Annotated in this window: 16 protein-coding genes; 5 read left to right on the forward strand and 11 right to left on the reverse strand. The window is 64.4% G+C overall.

What is annotated here, in order from left to right; genetic code table 11:
• Nucleotide 1: 1 nt before the first annotated feature.
• Both PJW05_RS07265 and PJW05_RS07270 read right to left on the reverse strand, forming a co-directional pair.
• Nucleotides 2-1,747, reverse strand: a complete 1,746-nt coding sequence (locus tag PJW05_RS07265; RefSeq protein ID WP_271411043.1) for a bifunctional diguanylate cyclase/phosphodiesterase — start codon at nucleotides 1,745-1,747, stop codon at nucleotides 2-4.
• 83 nt (nucleotides 1,748-1,830) lie between these two features.
• On the reverse strand, nucleotides 1,831-3,912 hold the full coding sequence (locus PJW05_RS07270) for a carboxy terminal-processing peptidase (RefSeq protein ID WP_271411044.1): 2,082 nt from the start codon (nucleotides 3,910-3,912) through the stop codon (nucleotides 1,831-1,833).
• A gap of 126 nt (nucleotides 3,913-4,038) precedes the next feature.
• Here PJW05_RS07270 and PJW05_RS07275 point away from each other — a divergent pair, with 126 nt between their 5' ends.
• The 4 genes from PJW05_RS07275 (at nucleotide 4,039) to PJW05_RS07290 (ending at nucleotide 8,210) form a co-directional block, all read left to right on the forward strand.
• Nucleotides 4,039-5,004: an NAD(P)H-quinone oxidoreductase gene (locus PJW05_RS07275; protein ID WP_271411045.1), complete on the forward strand. Its 966-nt coding sequence runs from the start codon at nucleotides 4,039-4,041 to the stop codon at nucleotides 5,002-5,004.
• Nucleotides 5,005-5,159: 155 nt separating this feature from the next.
• On the forward strand, nucleotides 5,160-5,723 hold the full coding sequence (gene ahpC, locus PJW05_RS07280) for an alkyl hydroperoxide reductase subunit C (RefSeq protein ID WP_271411046.1): 564 nt from the start codon (nucleotides 5,160-5,162) through the stop codon (nucleotides 5,721-5,723).
• 267 nt (nucleotides 5,724-5,990) lie between these two features.
• Nucleotides 5,991-7,547 carry an alkyl hydroperoxide reductase subunit F gene (gene ahpF / locus PJW05_RS07285; protein WP_271411047.1) on the forward strand — a complete coding sequence of 519 codons (1,557 nt, stop codon included), beginning with the start codon at nucleotides 5,991-5,993 and terminating at the stop codon, nucleotides 7,545-7,547.
• Nucleotides 7,548-7,667: 120 nt separating this feature from the next.
• Nucleotides 7,668-8,210: a hypothetical protein gene (locus PJW05_RS07290; protein WP_271411048.1), complete on the forward strand. Its 543-nt coding sequence runs from the start codon at nucleotides 7,668-7,670 to the stop codon at nucleotides 8,208-8,210.
• A 108-nt stretch (nucleotides 8,211-8,318) separates the two neighbouring features.
• Here PJW05_RS07290 and modA read toward each other — a convergent pair whose 3' ends face one another.
• The 7 genes from modA to PJW05_RS07325 form a co-directional block, all read right to left on the reverse strand.
• On the reverse strand, nucleotides 8,319-9,074 hold the full coding sequence (modA, locus tag PJW05_RS07295; RefSeq protein ID WP_271411049.1) for a molybdate ABC transporter substrate-binding protein: 756 nt from the start codon (nucleotides 9,072-9,074) through the stop codon (nucleotides 8,319-8,321).
• A gap of 194 nt (nucleotides 9,075-9,268) precedes the next feature.
• Nucleotides 9,269-9,922, reverse strand: a complete 654-nt coding sequence (locus tag PJW05_RS07300) for an HAD family hydrolase (protein ID WP_271411050.1) — start codon at nucleotides 9,920-9,922, stop codon at nucleotides 9,269-9,271.
• Complete coding sequence (locus PJW05_RS07305; RefSeq protein ID WP_271411051.1) at nucleotides 9,922-10,911, reverse strand: ABC transporter ATP-binding protein; 990 nt, start codon at nucleotides 10,909-10,911, stop codon at nucleotides 9,922-9,924. Before PJW05_RS07305 ends, PJW05_RS07300 begins: the two co-directional genes overlap by 1 nt.
• Nucleotides 10,908-11,705, reverse strand: a complete 798-nt coding sequence (locus PJW05_RS07310; protein WP_271411052.1) for an ABC transporter permease — start codon at nucleotides 11,703-11,705, stop codon at nucleotides 10,908-10,910. Before PJW05_RS07310 ends, PJW05_RS07305 begins: the two co-directional genes overlap by 4 nt.
• Nucleotides 11,692-12,534 (reverse strand): ABC transporter permease, encoded by an 843-nt coding sequence (locus PJW05_RS07315; protein ID WP_271411053.1) that lies wholly within the window; start codon nucleotides 12,532-12,534, stop codon nucleotides 11,692-11,694. The genes PJW05_RS07310 and PJW05_RS07315 overlap by 14 nt, the downstream gene beginning before the upstream one ends.
• Entirely contained in the window at nucleotides 12,531-13,337 is an 807-nt protein-coding gene (locus PJW05_RS07320; protein WP_271411054.1) for an alkaline phosphatase family protein, read from the reverse strand. Before PJW05_RS07320 ends, PJW05_RS07315 begins: the two co-directional genes overlap by 4 nt.
• A 151-nt stretch (nucleotides 13,338-13,488) precedes the next feature.
• Nucleotides 13,489-14,547 carry an ABC transporter substrate-binding protein gene (locus PJW05_RS07325; protein ID WP_271411055.1) on the reverse strand — a complete coding sequence of 353 codons (1,059 nt, stop codon included), beginning with the start codon at nucleotides 14,545-14,547 and terminating at the stop codon, nucleotides 13,489-13,491.
• A gap of 301 nt (nucleotides 14,548-14,848) precedes the next feature.
• Between PJW05_RS07325 and PJW05_RS07330 the strand changes: the two genes are divergently transcribed.
• A complete protein-coding gene (locus PJW05_RS07330; RefSeq protein ID WP_271411056.1) occupies nucleotides 14,849-15,565 on the forward strand; it encodes a UTRA domain-containing protein in 717 nt (238 codons plus the stop codon).
• Nucleotides 15,566-15,692: 127 nt separating this feature from the next.
• On the opposite strand, the gene lpcA is transcribed toward PJW05_RS07330, so the two are convergent.
• Nucleotides 15,693-16,280, reverse strand: a complete 588-nt coding sequence (gene lpcA, locus PJW05_RS07335; protein WP_271411057.1) for a D-sedoheptulose 7-phosphate isomerase — start codon at nucleotides 16,278-16,280, stop codon at nucleotides 15,693-15,695.
• A gap of 16 nt (nucleotides 16,281-16,296) precedes the next feature.
• On the reverse strand, nucleotides 16,297-17,586 hold the full coding sequence (locus PJW05_RS07340) for a M18 family aminopeptidase (RefSeq protein ID WP_271411058.1): 1,290 nt from the start codon (nucleotides 17,584-17,586) through the stop codon (nucleotides 16,297-16,299).
• Nucleotides 17,587-17,674: the final 88 nt, after the last annotated feature.

Below are 17,674 nucleotides of genomic sequence, written 5' to 3' on the forward strand. Positions count from 1 at the left end.
TTCAATCCGCTTCGATGATGTGCAGGCTGTAGCCGGGTACCGCCTTGGCGTGGCGCTTGGCTTCCGAGGCCAGGCCGGCGAGTTGCGCGGCGTCCAGTCGTTCGCAGTCTTCCGCTTTCAGGGTCACCACACCGATGGACAGCGACAGCAGCGGAAACTCCTCGCGTTGGCCGTGGCGGTTGTGGGCGACGAAGCAGCCGGCTTCCAGGTGGTCGGGGCGGTAGAAGCGCCGGCACTGGCTCTGGAAATCTTCCAACAGGTGATTGAGCCGCAGGCGCCAGTCGTCCGATCCCAGCACCAGCATGAAGTCGTCGCCGCCGATATGGCCGACGAAGTCCCGTGCCGGATCGACTCGCTCGCTCAGGCACTGGGCCAGGCACAGCAGCACTTCGTCGCCTTTGGCATAGCCGTAGAGGTCGTTGAAGGGTTTGAAACTGTCGATGTCCACGTAGCAGACCACGGCCTGGCGGCGCTGCTGCAGCAGTCGGGTCAGGCACTGTTGGATGGGCACGTTGCCGGGCAGCAGGGTCAGTGGATTGGCGTGACGCGCCTGCTGGATCTTCAGCTCGGTGATCAGCTTGAGTACGTCGATCACCCGTCCCAGCCCACGGTAGTGACCGTCGAGGAGGATGATGAAGTCTTCTTCGATGCGCTGCCGCGCGCGGCTGGTGATGAGACGGCTGACCTGCTGCAACGATTGCCCGATTTCCACGGCGAGGAAGTCCGTGCTCATCAGTCTGTTGACCGCTTTGCGCGTGAACAGGTCGGTGGCGAAAGGCCGCAGCAGGGCCTCTGAAAGCAGGTGGCGATGGACGATGCCCACCGGCCGCTGATGGGCGTCGAGTACCGCGAGGGAATTGAGGTTGGCCTGGGCGCGAAAGGCTTCCAGCACCTCGTGGATCGGCGTGTCCTGCTGCACGGCCGGTTGCTCGTTGAGCAGGGCGGAGAGGTCGCTGTTCTCTTCGTTCATGCTGCCGAGCGATTCCAGCGGTGGCAGCAGGGCGCGGGCATCGCGGGAAGGGTGTTCCTGGGGGCGGCCCAGCAGGTAGCCCTGGACGAGATCGATGCCCATTTCCGCCAGTACCGCCAGCTCTTCCGGCAGTTCGATGCCTTCCGCAATGACGTGGGCGCGCGAGGCCTTGGCCATCTTCAGGATGGATTCGACGAATTCGCGTTTCACGGCGTCCTGGTGGATGCCATCGATGAAATGGCGATCGATCTTCACGTAATCCGGGCGCAGCTCGGACCACAGGCGCAGGCTGGAGTAGCCGGCGCCGAGATCGTCCAGGGCAATGGAGAAGCCCATGGCGCGATAGTGGTGCAGGGCGGTGTCGAGCAGGCCGAAGTCTTCGGTCGGGGTCTGTTCGGTGAGTTCGATCACCACCTGGCTGGGCGGTATGCCGAAGGCCTGCAGCATTTTCAGGGTTCGGCCCGGTTGATGCGCCGGGTCCAGCAGGGATTCCGGGGAGACGTTGAGGAACAGCAGACCGTCGAGCTTGAGCTCCTTGAAACGGCGGCAGGCGCTCTTGCGGCAGGCCATCTCCAGTTCGCTCAGGCGCCCGGCATGGCGCGCCACCGCAAACAGGGTCATCGGCGAGTGCAGCGGGCTGTTGGAGGGGCCACGGGTGAGGGCCTCGTAGCCAAGGATGCGCCGTTCCGACAGCGACAGGATCGGCTGGAACAGACTGTGCAGGTCGCCCTGGGCAAGAATCAGGCCCAACGCGCTCAACTGCTCGGTGACGGTCATGCTGTTACTCGTGAAAAAGAAGGGGGCCGCAGTTGCGGCCCCCGGATTTCACGACAGTTGTATGACAGCGTTATGACATCAGTTCAATGCTTCGCCACGGCTGAGTTCAGACCCAGGTAGTCCAACAGGATCTGCCCGGTTTCGGTCAGGTAGGCGTCATCTTCCGGCTTGGTCTTGTCTTCCTCTTCCGGCAGGGCGTCTTCATCCTCCGGCTTGAGCTCCTGCAGCAGTTCCTCGCCCTTGGCCTTGCGGCGGGTGTTCTCCATCGCCAGCTGCTTGGCCTCGATGTCGCTCTGCTGGGCGCGGCGCTTGGTTTCGTTGAGGCTGACCACGGTGTCTTTCATCAGCTTCTGCGCCAGCGCCAGACGCTCGCGGCTGTAGACGAAGTCCGGGTTCTGCGCGGTGCGCGCATCATGGCGGGCTTTCAGCTCGGCCAGGAACGGCTTGAACGGGTCCAGCTCGGGCTTGATGGCCGGGCGGATGCTGTCCCAGGGCATGGCTTCGGGCAGCGCGCTCTCGCCGATCTGCTTGGTGTCCACCACCGAGGGGTACTCGATGTCTGGCAATACGCCCTGGTGCTGGGTGCTCTGGCCGGAGACGCGATAGAACTTGGCCAGGGTCAGCTTCAGCTCGCCATGGTTCAGCGGCTGGATGGTCTGCACGGTGCCCTTGCCGAAGGTCTGGCCGCCGATGATCAGTGCGCGGTGGTAGTCCTGCATGGCGCCGGCGAAGATTTCCGAGGCCGAGGCGGACAGTCGATTGACCAGCACGGCCATCGGTCCGGTGTAGTAGACGCCGGTGTTCTCGTCGGCCAGTACGTCGACGCGGCCGTCGCTGTTGCGTACCAGCACGGTCGGACCCTGGTCGATGAACAGCCCGGTCAGTTCGGTGGCTTCCTGCAGGGAGCCGCCGCCGTTGTTGCGCAGGTCGATGACCACGCCGTCGACCTTCTCCTTCTGCAGCTCGCCGAGGAGTTTCTTCACGTCGCGGGTGGTGCTCTTGTACTCGGGGTCGCCGGCACGGAAGGCCTTGAAGTCCAGGTAGAAGGCCGGCACTTCGATCACGCCGAGCTTGAACCGGGTGCCTTCATGTTCGAGGTTGAGGACGGATTTCTTCGCCGCCTGTTCTTCCAGCTTCACGGCCTCGCGGGTGATCGATACCACCTTGCTGGTCTGGTCGTTCGGCGCGTTGCTCGCCGGGATCACTTCCAGGCGTACCACCGAGCCTTTCGGGCCGCGGATCAGCTTGACCACCTCGTCCAGGCGCCAGCCGATCACGTCGACCATTTCGCCATTGCCTTGGGCGACACCGATGATCTTGTCCGCCGGCGCCACTTGCTTGCTCTTCTCGGCCGGTCCGGCCGGCACCAGGCGCACCACCTTCACGTACTCGTTGTCGCTTTGCAGCACGGCGCCGATGCCCTCGAGGGACAGGCTCATGTTGATGTCGAAGTTCTCCGCATTGTCCGGGGAGAGGTACTGGGTGTGCGGGTCGTAGGTCTGGGCGAACGCGTTGATGTAGGCCTGGAACACGTCCTCGCCACGGGTCTGGTCGAGGCGCGAGAGCTGGTTCTTGTAGCGCTTGACCAGCAGTTCCTGGATGGCCTTGGGTTCCTTCTTGGCGAGTTTCAGCCGCAGGACCTCGTCCTTCACGCGCTTGCGCCAGAGGTCGTCGAGGGCGGCGCGATCCTTGGCCCAGGGCGCCTTCTCGCGGTTGGTCTCGAGGCTTTCATCGACGTTGAAGTCGATCTTGTCGACGCCTTTGTCGAGCATTGCCAGGGCGAAGTCCAGGCGCTCCTTGAGGCGGTCCAGATGGCGTTTGTAGATGATGAAGCCGGGTTCCAGGTCGCCGCTCTTCAGCAGGTCGTCGAAACGGGTGCGCCATTTGTCGAATTCAGCGATGTCGGCGGCGGTGAAATACATCCGCGCCGGGTCGAGGAGCTTGAGGTAGCCCTCGTAGATCTTCACCGAGCGGTCGTCGTTGAGCGGCGGCTTGTTGTAGTGGTGGCGCTTGAGCAGTTCCACCACGTTGAGGCTGGCGATCACCTGTTCGCGGTCGGGCTGGAGGGCATCCCAACTGTTCGGGGCGGTGGGGGCGGCATGCAACGGCAGGACGCTGACGCTGAGGGCCAAGGCAAGTGCAGAACTGATCAGGGAGCGCTTCATGCTGATTCGACGTCGGGACAGGTGATAACGCATATTAGGCCGTATTTGAGGGCGCCGGGTTCCATTGGCGCAATGCAAAGGCCCGGCAGCTCGCCGGGCCTGGTCCAAGCTCACTATGGAGGCACCGTGAAGGCATTGCAAGGCGTCGAAGGGCGCGTGGAGTGGGGGGAGCGGGCCAGTCCGGCCTGCGATGTGGGGCAAGTGCGAATTCGCGTAGCCGCGGCCGGCCTGAACCGGGCCGACCTGTTGCAGCGGGCGGGGCTCTATCCGCCGCCGCCGGGTGCCAGCGACATCCTCGGCCTGGAGGCCTCCGGCGTGATCACCGAGGTGGGCGCCGGCAGTGGCGCCTGGCAGGTGGGCGACCGCGTGTGCTGCCTGCTGGCCGGCGGCGGCATGGCCGAGGACGTGGTGGTGGACGCCCGCCACGTATTACCTGTGCCCGAGGGCCTGTCTCTGGCCGAGGCCGCGGCGCTGCCGGAGGTGTACGCCACCGCCTGGCTCAACCTGTTTCAGCTGGCGGCGCTGAAGCCCGGCGAGAAGGTGCTTCTGCACGCCGGGGCCAGCGGTGTCGGCTCCGCCGCCATTCAGCTGTGCAAGGCCTTCGGCAGCCCCTGCTGGGTCAGCGTGGGGTCGCCCGAGCGCCTGGCCTACTGCGAATCCCTCGGCGCCCAGGGGGGCGCGCTACGTGGCGAAAGCCTGGACAGCCTGCGCGATTTCGGCCCCTTCGACGTGATTCTCGACCCCGTAGGCGGCAACTACGCCAGCCTCAACCTGGCCCTGGCCGCCACCGATGGCCGCTGGGTGAACATCGGCCTGATGGGCGGACGCAATGCCGAGCTGGACATGGCGCTGCTGCTGGGTAAGCGGGTGCAACTGATCGGTTCCACCCTGCGCAGCCGAGATGAGCAGTTCAAGGCCGACCTGATCAGCGAGCTGCGCCAGCACGTCTGGCCGCTGTTCGAGGAGGGTCGCCTGCAGCCGCGCCTGGAAAAAACCTTCCCGGGCAAGGATGCGGATGCCGCTTTCGACGCACTGGCCAGCAACCAGGTGGAAGGAAAGCTGGTGTTGCTGGTGGATGAAAGCCTGGTCTGAGGTACTTTGGTCAACGCTCCAGGCCTCGTGGTTCGGGGCGTTGACGAGTTGCATTGATGTAATCAATCGATCTGATGCCTGTAATCAATATGATCTTTTTGGAATAACCTCATAGTCTTCGTCGGGTAAATTTTCTAACCCACGAGGACGTTGCGATGTCTCTGATCAACACCGAAGTCAAACCTTTCAAAGCGACTGCTTACCATCAGGGCAAGTTCGTCGAAATCTCCGAAGCCAGCCTGAAGGGCAAGTGGTCCGTGTTCTTCTTCTACCCGGCCGACTTCACCTTCGTCTGCCCGACCGAGCTGGGCGACCTGGCCGACAACTACGACGAGTTCCAGAAACTGGGCGTGGAAATCTACGGCGTGTCCACCGACACCCACTTCACCCACAAGGCCTGGCACGACACGTCCGACACCATCGGCAAGATCCAGTACCCGCTGGTTGGCGACCCCACCTGGGTCCTGTCGAAGAACTTCGAAGTGCTGATCGAAGAAGCCGGTCTGGCTGATCGTGGCACCTTCGTGATCGACCCGGAAGGCAAGATCCAGATCGTCGAAGTCAACGCCGGCGGCATTGGTCGCGACGCCCAGGAACTGCTGCGCAAGGTCAAGGCTGCCCAGTACGTCGCCGCTCACCCGGGCGAAGTCTGCCCGGCCAAGTGGAAAGAAGGCGAAGCCACTCTGGCGCCGTCCCTCGACCTGGTCGGCAAAATCTAAAAACGGTCGGGAAGCTGTTGCGCAGCGCTGATGCTGCGTTGAATGCAGGTTCGGGCTGCTCATTTACAGCTCGTAAACGCCGCGCCCTCGCCTGCATTCGCCTTGCCTGAGCGCTTGCTCTCGACGCTTCCCACGCCGTTTTACGTGCTGCAAAGGCGAGCGGCAGGCCTTCCGGCCATCTGCTCGCATCACACCCCTCAACCCCGTTCAGGGCGGCCGGCGACGGCTGTCGAGGGGTGACTCATGCCCGCAAAAAAGGAATCGCACATGTTGGACGCCAATCTTAAAACCCAGTTGAAGGCCTACCTTGAAAAGGTCAGCCAGCCGTTCGAGATCGTCGCGTCCCTCGATGACAGCGACAAATCCCGCGAACTGCTCGGGCTGCTGCAAGACATCACCGGCCTGACCGACAAGATCACCCTGAAGACCGATGGCAGCGACGCCCGCCGCCCGTCGTTCTCGCTGAACCGACCGGGCGCAGAGATTGCCCTGCGCTTCGCCGGTATTCCCATGGGCCACGAGTTCACCTCGCTGGTGCTGGCCCTGCTGCAAGTCGGCGGTCATCCGTCCAAGCTCGGCGCCGATGTGATCGAGCAGATCAAGTCCATCGAAGGCGAGTTCAACTTCGAAACCTATTTCTCGCTGTCCTGCCAGAACTGCCCCGATGTGGTGCAGGCGCTGAACCTGATGGCGGTGCTCAACCCGAACATCCGCCACGTCGCCATCGACGGCGCGCTGTTCCAGGACGAGGTCAACGAGCGCCAGATCATGTCGGTGCCGAGCCTCTATCTGAACGGCGAACTGTTCGGCCAGGGGCGCATGGGCGTGGAGGAAATCCTCGCCAAGATCGATACCGGCGCCGCCGCCCGCGATGCTGAGAAGCTCAACGCCAAGACGGCCTTCGACGTGCTGGTCATCGGCGGTGGCCCGGCCGGTGCATCCGCCGCCATCTACGCCGCCCGTAAAGGCATCCGCACGGGCGTCGCTGCCGAGCGTTTCGGCGGCCAGGTGCTGGACACCATGGCCATCGAGAACTTCGTCTCCGTGCAGGAAACCGAAGGCCCGAAGCTGGCACGAGCCCTGGAAGAACACGTCAAGCAGTACGACGTCGACATCATGAACCTGCAGCGAGCTTCCGCGCTGATTCCGGCCAAAGCCGAAGGCGAGCTGCACGAAGTGAAGTTCGAGAGTGGCGCGAGTCTGAAAGCCAAGACCGTGATTCTCTCCACCGGCGCCCGCTGGCGTGAAATGAACGTGCCCGGCGAGCAGGAATACCGTGGCCGTGGCGTGGCGTACTGCCCGCACTGCGACGGCCCGCTGTTCAAGGGCAAGCGTGTGGCGGTGATCGGCGGCGGCAACTCCGGTGTCGAGGCAGCCATCGACCTGGCCGGCATCGTCGCCCATGTCACCCTGATCGAGTTCGACGACAAGCTGCGTGCCGACGCCGTGCTGCAGAAGAAACTGGGCAGCCTGCCCAACGTCACCGTCATCAAGAGTGCGCTGACCACCGAGGTGAAGGGCGATGGCCAGAAGGTCAACGGCCTGGTCTACAAGGACCGCACCCGCGATGAGCTGCGCACCGTTGAACTGGAGGGCATCTTCGTGCAGATCGGCCTGCTGCCCAACAGCGAATGGCTGAAGGGTGCCGTGGAGCTGTCCCCGCGTGGCGAGATCATCGTCGACGCCAAGGGCCAGACCAACGTGCCCGGCGTATTCGCCGCCGGCGACGTGACCACCGTGCCCTACAAGCAGATCGTGATCGCCGTGGGCGAAGGTGCCAAGGCTTCCCTCAGCGCCTTCGACCACCTGATCCGTACGACCTGATTTCTCAGCGTGGTGTGCTGAAGTGGCGGAGGGCCCGCAAGGGCCTTCCGCTTTTTTTATGTCCGTGCGGCTTCCCTGTATCCTTCGCGCTTTCGATCTTCAAAGCGGCAGGGCCCTCTGGTGAAACAGCAACTCATCGAATTGATTACGGCGATCAGCTCCGGCTGCATGGCCGAGGACGAGATCCAGCGCGTCGCTGACGAGGCGGCCCAGGCCTACGCCGATCAGGACGCCTTTCTCGCCGCCAACCCCGATATCAACTATGACGACAGCTTCCCCATCCCCCTGGGCGAATGGGTGGTGGTGGGCAGCCTGCCGGACACCGTGCTGTTCCAGGCCGACAGCTATGACCAGTTGTTCCAGCAGGTGGTGGATTCCTTCGGCCCGAGCGTGAACTTCGTGCTCAAGCCCAAGCAATTGGTGAAGGTGGAGCCGCTCAAGGCCCTCAACCGCATCCAGGTGCAGATGGGCAGCCTCTACCCGGAGAAGGGGGGGTATGTGCTGGTGGACTTCAGCGAGCCGCTGGATGACGAGCTGCAGTGCGTGCTGGTCTACAAGAACGACCTGGAGAAGGTCATGCAACTGGCGGTGGATGTCGGCATCTACGCCGCGCCGGCCTTCGAGGCCCTCAAGGCCGCGATGGAGGAGGGCGACGACGACTGAGCCGCGTCGCCTGTTGGTGCTGAGCGCAGCGAAGCCCAACGATCGAGCGGGCCCATGCCTTGCGCGTTGGGCCTCGCATAGCTCGGCCCAACCTACGAGGAGGGAACCTTACAGCTGATAGCCGTAGGACTTGATCACGTCCGCCGCTTTCGGCCCCTTGAGGTAGTCCACCAGCGCCCTGGCCGCGGGGTTCGCCTCACCCTTCTTCAGGATCAGCGCGTCCTGCCTGATCGGTTCATGCATCTCGGCCGGCACTATCCAGGCCGAGCCGTGGGTGATCTTGCCATCCTTGTACACCTGGGACAGGGCGACGAAGCCCAGCTCCGCATTGCCGCTGGAGACGAACTGCAGCGCCTGGCTGATGTTCTGGCCTTCCACCAGCCGGGGTTTGACTTGCGCGGTCAGGCCCAGCTTGTCCAGCACCTGGGTGGCTGCCTGGCCGTAAGGCGCGGTCTTCGGGTTGGCGATGGACAGGTGCTTGTACTGGCCGCTCTTCAACACATCGCCCTGGGCATCCACGTAACCATCCTTCGCCGACCAGAGCACCAGAGTGCCGATGGCATAGGTGAAGCGTGAGCCAGGCACGCTGTCGCCTTCCTTCTCCAGCTTGGCCGGGGTGCTGTCGTCGGCGGCGAGGAACACCTCGAACGGCGCGCCGTTCTTGATCTGGGTATAGAACTGCCCGGTGGCGCCATAGGCGGCCACCAGTTTGTGGCCGGTGTCCTTCTCGAAGTCCCTGGCGATGGCCTGGATCGGCGCGGTGAAGTTGGCGGCGACCGCCACCTGGACTTCCGCCGCCGAGGCGCCGCCCAGCGTGATCAGGGCGAGCAGTGCGATGACAGGGCGGGCGATGGGCTGACTCATGGAGGCTCCTGGGAAGTTCTTCTTCTTTGGAATTCGCTATGTAGAAATTTATATAGCGATGGAGGCGGCATTCTCAAGATGGTTTGACTTTGAAGTCAAGCGCCGTATCGATGCGCGCCGCTCCTCGTCGCCAACCTACGGACAGTGGCGCTGTCCATCGCGAATGAATTCGCACAGGTTGCGGGAGCGGTGGCTCAGCGCCAGTCGAGAATCGGCCAGCCGGCCTGTTCGGCGTGGGCGCGCAGGGTGGGGTCGGGGTTGACGGCCTTGGGGTTGGCCACCCGGTTCAGCAGCGGCAGGTCGTTGCGCGAGTCGGAGTAGAAACAGGCGTTTTCGAGGCTTTCGCCCTGCTCTTCCAGCCAGGCCAGCAGCCGCGTCACCTTGCCTTCCCGGTAGGTGAGCACGCCACGGGTGCGGCCGCTGTAGCAGCCGTGCTGCTCCTCCAGGTCGATGGCCAGCACTTCCTCCACGCCCAGGCGTTCGGCGATGGCGCTGACCAGGAAATGGGCCGAGGCGGAGATGATCAGGATGCGATCGCCCGCGGAACGATGCTGCGCCAGGCAGCGCATGGCGTCGGAATGGATCAGTGGCTCGACGACGTCCTCGACGAAAGGTCCGACCACGAATTCCACTTCTTCGGCCGTGCGCCCCACCAGCGGCGACAGGCTGAAGGCCATGTAGTCCTCCATGGCCAGCTTGCCTTCGGCGTAGAGCGCCATGAGTTCGTGGTCCTTGCGGACGAAGGATTCGCCATCGACCCAGCCCAGCTCAGCCATATGCGCGCTCCACAGGCTGGCGCAGTCGCCGTCTATCAGGGTGTCGTCGAGGTCGAAGATTGCCAGGGCCATCAGGCCACCTCCCGTATGGCGTGGTCGTCGATGCGCAGGCCGATGCGTTGGCCCTTGCGGTGCAGATCATCGGCGCAGCGGTTGAGCACGTCCACCACCAGCTCCACGCCACGGGCTTCGACGCGGTAGCGCACCACGTTGCCGAGCAGGCTGTGGCTGCGCACCTCGGCCTCGATGCCGCCGTCGTGGCTCAGGGCGATGGCTTCCGGGCGGATGGCGATGCGGCCATTGACCGCGCGTTGCAACAGGCGGCTGGCGGCCTCGGCGTCGAGCAGGTTGTAGTTGCCGATGAAGCCGGCGGCGAAGGCATCCACAGGCGCCGTATAGAGGGTTTCGGCGTCGCCGCTCTGGACGATGCGCCCGGCGTTCATCAGGAAGATGCGGTCGGACAGGGTCAGCGCCTCCTCCTGGTCATGGGTGACGAAGAGGGTGGTCAGCCCCAGTTCCTGCTGGATGTGGCGGATCTGCTCGCGCAGGTGCTTGCGGATGCGAGCGTCCAGCGCCGACAGTGGCTCGTCCAGCAGTAGCAGGCGCGGGCGGGTCACCAGCGAGCGGGCCAGGGCCACGCGCTGGCACTGGCCGCCGGAGAGCTGGTGCGGGTAGCGCGTGGCGTAGTCCTGCAGCTCCACCATGGCCAGGGCGTCGGCGACCCGCCGCTGGCTGTCGGCGGGGGAAACCTTCTGCATGCGCAGGCCGAAGGCGACGTTTTGCTGGACGGTCATGTTGGGGAACAGCGCGTAGCTCTGGAACACCATGCCGATGCCGCGTTTCTGCGGCGACAGCGGCACCAGGTCCTCGCCGTCCAGCAGGATCTGTCCGCCATTGACCTCGGTGAGCCCGGCGATGCAGCGCAGCAGGGTGGACTTGCCGCAGCCCGAGGGGCCGAGCAGGGTGACGAACTCGCCCTTGCCGATCTCGCAGTGGATATCGCTGAAGATGGGGGTCTGGGCGTAGTGCTTGTGCAGGCCGCGGATGGAAAGAAAGCTCATGCCTTGTCCTTGTTCAGACGGTTGGCTGCCCAGGTGAACAGCAGCACGAAGAAGAAGTAGGAGATCACCAGGGCGCTGTTGAAGTGGCCACTGCTGTTGCGCATGTTGTTCAGGTAGACCTGCAGGGTCTCGTAGCGGGTGCCCACCAGCAGGTTGGCGAAGACGAACTCGCCGAAGAGGAATGAGAACGACAGGAACAGCGACACCATCAGGCCCTTGCGCAGGTTCGGCAGCACCACCAGGAAGGCCGCCTTCCAGGTGCTGGCGCCGAGCAGGTGGGCGGCGTCCATCAGGTCGCGCAGGTTGATTGCCTGCAGGTTGTTGGTGATGGCGCGGTACATGAAGGGCAGGGCGATGGTGAAAAAGCAGCCGATCAGGATCCAGGGCGTGCCGACCATGGCCAGTGGGCCCGAGCCATAGACCTGCAGCAACCCCACCGAAGACACCACCGGCGGCACCGCGAAGGGCAGCAGGATGAGGATGTTCATCAGCCCGTCGAGCTTCGGGAAGTGGTAATTCACCACGAACAGCAGCGGCAGGATCAACAGCACCGACAGCAGCAGTGCGCCGAAGCACACCAGCAGCGACTGGCCGAAGGCGGTGAGGAAGCGCGCATCGCTCCACAACGCCAGGTACCACTTGAAGGTCAGTCCGTCCGGCAGGATGGTCGCCGACCAACTGGTGGACAAGGAGTAGAGCAGGGTGCCGGCCAGCGGCAGCAGCAGGATCACGAACAGCAGCCAGACCACCACGCGATGGTAGAGGCCGCCGCTGCGGGCTTCAGCGCGCGACATGGTAGCTCCTCCTCAGCAGCCACTGGTGGACCACGGTGATCAACGCCATCAGGCCCACCAGGATCATCGCCAGAGCGCTGGCCAGGTTGGGGTTGAGGGCGATATCGCCGGCCACCATGCCGGCGATGCGGATGGTCAGCACGTTGAAGTTGCCGGTGGTCAGGGCGTAGACGGTGGCGTAGGCGCCCAGCGCGTTGGCCAGCAGGATGACGAAAGTGCCCAGCAGCGCGGGGGTCAGCACCGGCAGGCCGATGTGTCGCCAGAACTGCCAGGGGTTGGCGCCGAGCAGGGCGGCCGACTCGCGCCAGTCCTCGCGCAGGGCATCGAAGGCCGGGTAGAGCAGCAGCACCCCGAGGGGAATCTGGAAGTAGGTGTAGAGCACGATCAGGCCGGTCTTGGAGTAGAGGTTGAAGTCCTCGATCAGGCCGGACTGCTTGAGCAGCAGGGTCAGCGCGCCGTTGAAGCCCAGCAGGATGATGAAGGCGAAGGCCAGCGGGACGCCGGCGAAGTTGCTGGTCATGTTGGAGAAGGCCATGACGAAATCGCGCAGCCTGGAGTCCACCTGGCGCAGGGAGTAGCTGCCGATCAGCGCGATGACAATGCCGATCAGGCTCGACCAGAAGGCGATCTGCAGGCTGTGCTTGATGGCTTGCAGGTAGAACTTCGAGCTGAACACCTTGGTGAAGTTGCCCAGGCCCCAGCCCTCCGGCGTGTTCAGGCTGTGGATGGCGACCCACACCAGCGGTGCGATCTGGAACGCGATGAAGAACAGGGCGAAAGGCAGCAGGCAGAGCAGCGCCAGCCACTTGCCGCGCTTGGCGGTATTCACGTGAGCAACTCCCGGCAGAACGCCTTGTCGTGGGGGACACCGAGCAATTCGCAGAGGGTGCCGCACAGCTCGGTCTGCTTCGGCTGCGCGCTGGCGTCCAGGCTGAAGGCATCCCCCAGCACAAACAGCGGAACCTCCCGTTCCTCGGCCAGCAGGCCGTTGTGGGAGCGGTCGTTGTTCATGCCGTGGTCGGCGGTCACCAGCACCTGGTAGCCGGCATCCAGCCAGCGCTGCAGGTACTCGGCCAGGATCACGTCGGCCATGCGCGCGGCATTGCGGTACTGCGGGCTGTCGAGCCCGTGCTTGTGGCCGGCGTCGTCGATGTTCATCGGATGCACCAGGAGGAAGTCCGGCCCGTGCCGCAGGCGCAGGCTTTCGGCATCGGCGAACAGGTGCGAGTCCGGGTAGTGGTCGGCGTAATAGAAGTGGCCGTGCTGGATCGGCAGTCCGGGGTCGTCGGTGTGACGGTCGCGGGCAGCCTCGAAGGGCGAGCGGTTGTACAGCTCGCTGACCCAGTGGTAGGCGGCCGCGGCGGTCGTCAGCCCGGCGGCGCGGGTGTAGTGGAAGATGCTGCGCTCCTTCGACAGGCGCGACACCTCGTTATGCACGATGCCGCTCTGGATTGGCGGCACGCCGGTGAGGATGCATTCGTAGAGCGGACGGGACAGCGCCGGCAGCTCGCACTGGAGCTTGTACAGCGCCGCCCGGCCGGCACCGCAGTAGGCCTGCAGGTGGCCCAGCGCATGCCGGGCCACCTCGTAATTCAGGCCATCCAGCAGGACGAGGATGACTTTGTGGTTCATAGCGTTCCCCAAAAGCCGTTCAAGCTCTCGGCGAGCGCAGTTCAGGCAAGGCGAACGTGGGCGAGGAAGCGGAGTTTACGTCTGTAAATGAGCATTCCGATCCCGCGTTCAACGTAGCATGAGCAAGCGCAGCCAGAGATTGGGCGGCTTCTTATTCCATCTCGATGATCACGTGCTCCTGCCACTGCTGCGGCAGGGCCTTGGAGGTTTCTTCCCAGGCCTTGGCATCCTTGATCGGCTGGACCTTGGCGTACTGCTCGTTGGGCAGCAGCTTGGCCTTGACCTCGGCCGGCAGGGTCAGGTGTTCGGCGCGGATCGGGCGGGCGTTGCCCTTGGCCAGGTTGATCTGCCCGGCATCGCTGAGGATGTACTCGCGGGCCAGCTTCGCGGCGTTGGGGTTCTTCGCGTACTTGTTGATGATGGTGGTGTAGCCGGAGATCACCGAGCCATCGGAGGGGATCAGCACCTCGAAGCGGCTGGGGTCGATCTGGTCGCGGTAGGACAGGCCGTTGAAATCCCACACCACGCCCACCTCCACCTCGCCCTTCTCCAGGGTCTGGATGGTCGGGTTGGACAGCGACAGGCGACCCTGCTTGGCGATTTCGGCGAAGAACTCCAGGCCCGGCTGGATATTCTTCTCGTCGCCGCCGTTGGCGATGGCGGCGGCCAGCACGCCGTTGACCGCCTGGGCGGCGGCGCTGACGTCACCGATGGCAACCTTGTACGTGCCCTGCTTCAGCTCCGCCCAGGACCTGGGGGCTTCCTTCACCAGTTGCTTGTTGACGATGAAGGCGATAGAGCCGGTATAGGCCAGCATCCAGTGGCCATCCTGGTCCTTGGCCCACTCGGGAATCTGCGCCCAGGTGCTGGGCTTGTAGGGCTGGGTCACGCCCTGCTGCACGGCGATGGGGCCGAAGGCGGCGCCGACGTCGCCGATGTCGGCGGTGGCGTTGTCCTTCTCGGCGGCGAACTTGGCGATCTCCTGGGCGGAGCTCATGTCGGTGTCGACGTGCTTCAGGCCATACAGTTTGCCCAGGTCGACCCAGGTGTCCTTCCAGTTGGCCCAGCTGTCGGGCATCCCCACGCTGTTCACCGCGCCTTCCTTGCGGGCGGCTTGTTCGAGACTCTTCAGATCTGCGTCGCTTGCCATGGCCTGGGTACCCAGGGCGATGGCCGTTCCCATCAGTGAAGCCAGCAACAGGCGTTTCATGTGAAGCTCCTTAGCAGGTTTGGAGGTTGGTCTAGATCAGCAAGACCCAGGCCAAATCTAAAAGCCTTGGATGACGGTTTGATTTCAGAGGATGCCCCCGGATGGGTGGCGGTGAACGCCTGGACAGCGTAGACCATGGGCGGATGGCTGATTCCCGGGGCTGTCGCAAATGGCGGTGGCATGGCGCGTGCAGGCTGGCCTGGCTGTCATCCCACAGTCATCTAGGCTGCCTAGGATGGCCGGCAAACCCGGACCTGACGCACCTTGCTGGTGCTGGTCTATTCCAGATTGGAGTCTTTCGATGCGCGATGAGGCGCCCCGCACCCTGACCGCCATCTGCAGTGCACTGCAGGAACAGATCGAGCACGGCCTGCTGCCCCACGGCAGCAAGCTGCCGGCCGAACGCAAGTTGAGCGAGTTGTTCGATACCACCCGGATCACCCTGCGCGAGGCGCTGGGGCAACTGGAGGCCCAGGGGCTGATCTACCGCGAGGACCGCCGTGGCTGGTTCGTCTCGCCACCCCGCCTGCTCTACAACCCGCTGGTGCGCAGTCATTTCCACGCCATGGTGGCCGGGCAGGGGCGCATGCCCGCCACTGAGGTATTGGGTGCGCGGCTGATCCCGGCCAGCGTGGAAATCTGCGAGCGGCTGGAGCTGCCGGCGCTTTCCAGCGTCTACCAGATCCGCCGCGCCCGGCGCATCGACGGGCGCCTGGTGCTCTATGTGGAGCACTATCTGAATCCGGCCTATTTCCCCGGCATCATCGAGTTCGACCTGACCCGCTCGCTGACCGAGCTGTACGACAGCCAGTACGGCATTCGCTACGGCCGGGTGCGCTTCGACATGGTGCCGACCGCACTGCACCCGGAAGCGGCGGCGCCCCTCAAGGTCTCAGCCGGAAGCCCGGCGCTGAAGATTACCCGGATCAACCGCGACCAGCATGGCCGGCTGATCGACTGTGACCTGGAATTCTGGCGGCATGATGCGATCCACGTCAGCGTGGAAGTGCCGGAATAGACGCGAGTTGCCTGGCGTAGGTTGGGTAGAGGAACGAAACCCAACATCAGGTGGCCGGTGCCGCGACCGTTGGGCCTCGCTACGCTCGGACCAGCGTGGCCCGCACCAACCTACGCTTGGCGACTGCTCAGGCGTAGTTCTCCGGCGCCAACTTGCGCTCCACCAGCTCGATGAGGATGTGCACCACCTTGATGTGCAGCTCCTGCACGCGGTCGGCGAAGTCGCCGCCGGGTGCGCAGATGCACACGTCGGCCAGGGCTTCCAGGGCGGAGCCGGGCTTGCCGGTGAGTGCCACCACCTTCACGCCCAGGGCGCGGGCGGCTTCGGCGGCCTTGATCACGTTGGGGCTACGACCGCTGGTGCTGAAGGCGAGCAACACATCGCCCTCGCGGCCGTGGGACTCGATGTAGCGGGAGAAGATGTGGTCGTAGCCGAAATCGTTGGCGACGCAGCTGATGTGGCTGGCGTCGCTGATGGAAATGGCCGCGACGCCCGGGCGGTTCTTGCGGTAGCGGCCGGTCAGCTCCTCGGCGAAATGCATGGCGTCGCACATGGAGCCGCCGTTGCCGCAGGAAAACGCCTTGCCCTTGCTCTCGAAGCTTTCTACCAGGAGTTCCGCCGCGCGTTCGATATTCTTCAGCGTCTGTTCGTTGGCGATGAAGGCGTCCAGGGCGGCCCTGGCTTCCTCCAGGCTGTTGCGGATGTGGCTGAGCATGAGCGTTCCTTCCTGATCAGGGCAGGTCGTGGCTGGAATAGAAAGCGGCCAGCACTTTCACCAGATGGGCCAGGTCGTGGCTACCGGCCAGCTCGCGGATGGAGTGCATGGCGAAGGTGGGCAGGCCGATGTCCACGGTGCGCACGCCGAGCTGGCTGGCGGTGATGGGGCCGATGGTGGAGCCGCACCCCATGTCGCTGCGGGTCACGAAGCTCTGCACCGGTACTTCGTTTTCCAGGCACAGGTGGCGGAAGAAGCCGGCGGTTTCGCTGTTGGTGGCGTAGCGCTGGTTGCTGTTGATCTTGATCACCGGACCGGCGTTGAGCTTCGGGCCGTGGTTGCCGTCGTGCTTGTCGGCATAGTTGGGGTGCACGCCGTGGGCGTTGTCGGCGGATACCAGCAGGGAGCGCTGGATCACCCGGGCGAAGGCATCGCCTTCCGGCAGCACGCGGCGCAGCACCTGCTCCAGCATCGGGCCGTCGGCGCCGCAGGCGGAGCAGGAACCTACTTCCTCGTGGTCGGTGCAGACCAGCACGCAGCTTTCGTCGGCTTCGGCGGCCAGCAGGGCTTGCAGACCGGCGTAGCAGGACAGCAGGTTGTCCAGGCGCGCGCCGGCGATGAAGTCGCCACCCAGGCCGATGACCGCGGCGCTCTGGGTGTCATAGAAGGACAGTTCGTAGTCCAGCACCGCGTCGGCCACCACGCCGTGCTCCAGGGTCAGCTGCTCGGCCAGCAGATCGCGGAACTCGCGGGCTTCGCCAGCGGCCAGTTGCGCCAGGATCGGCGGCAGCTCGGTCTGGGCGTTGATCGCCCAGCCCTGGTTGGCCTCCCGATTGAGGTGGATGGCCAGGTTGGGAATCACGGCGATGGGGGCCTGGAAGTCCACCAACTGGCTTTCCACCATGCCGGCGGCGCGGTAGGTGACGCGGCCGGCGAGGGACAGGTCGCGGTCGAACCAGGGCGCCAGCAGGGCGCCGCCGTAGACTTCCACGCCCAGTTGCCAGAAGCCTTGCTTGTGCAGTTCGGGGTTCGGCTTGACCCGCAGGCAGGGGCTGTCGGTGTGAGCGCCGACCAGACGCAGGCCGCCTTCCAGAACCGGACGCTTGCCCAGCTTGATGGCGATGATGGAGGAGTCGTTGCGGGTGACGTAATAGCGGCCACCGCTTTCGATACGCCAGGCCTCGCGTTCGTCGAGGCGCACATAACCGGCGGCTTCCAGGCGCTTGGCCAGGCTGCGGGTGGCGTGGAAGGGGGTGGGCGAGGCCTTGAGGAAATCGATCAGGCCCTGGTTCAACTCTTCGCGCATGGGGGGACTCCGGACAGCAGTGGCGGGAGTTTATCCCATAGCCCCTGGGGATTAGGAGGGCGACCGGCGGCGAATTTTCCTAACAGGT

Origin of the sequence: Pseudomonas sp. Q1-7, assembly GCF_028010285.1 — a bacterium.
In the GTDB taxonomy this organism is placed as follows: Bacteria; Pseudomonadota; Gammaproteobacteria; order Pseudomonadales; family Pseudomonadaceae; genus Metapseudomonas.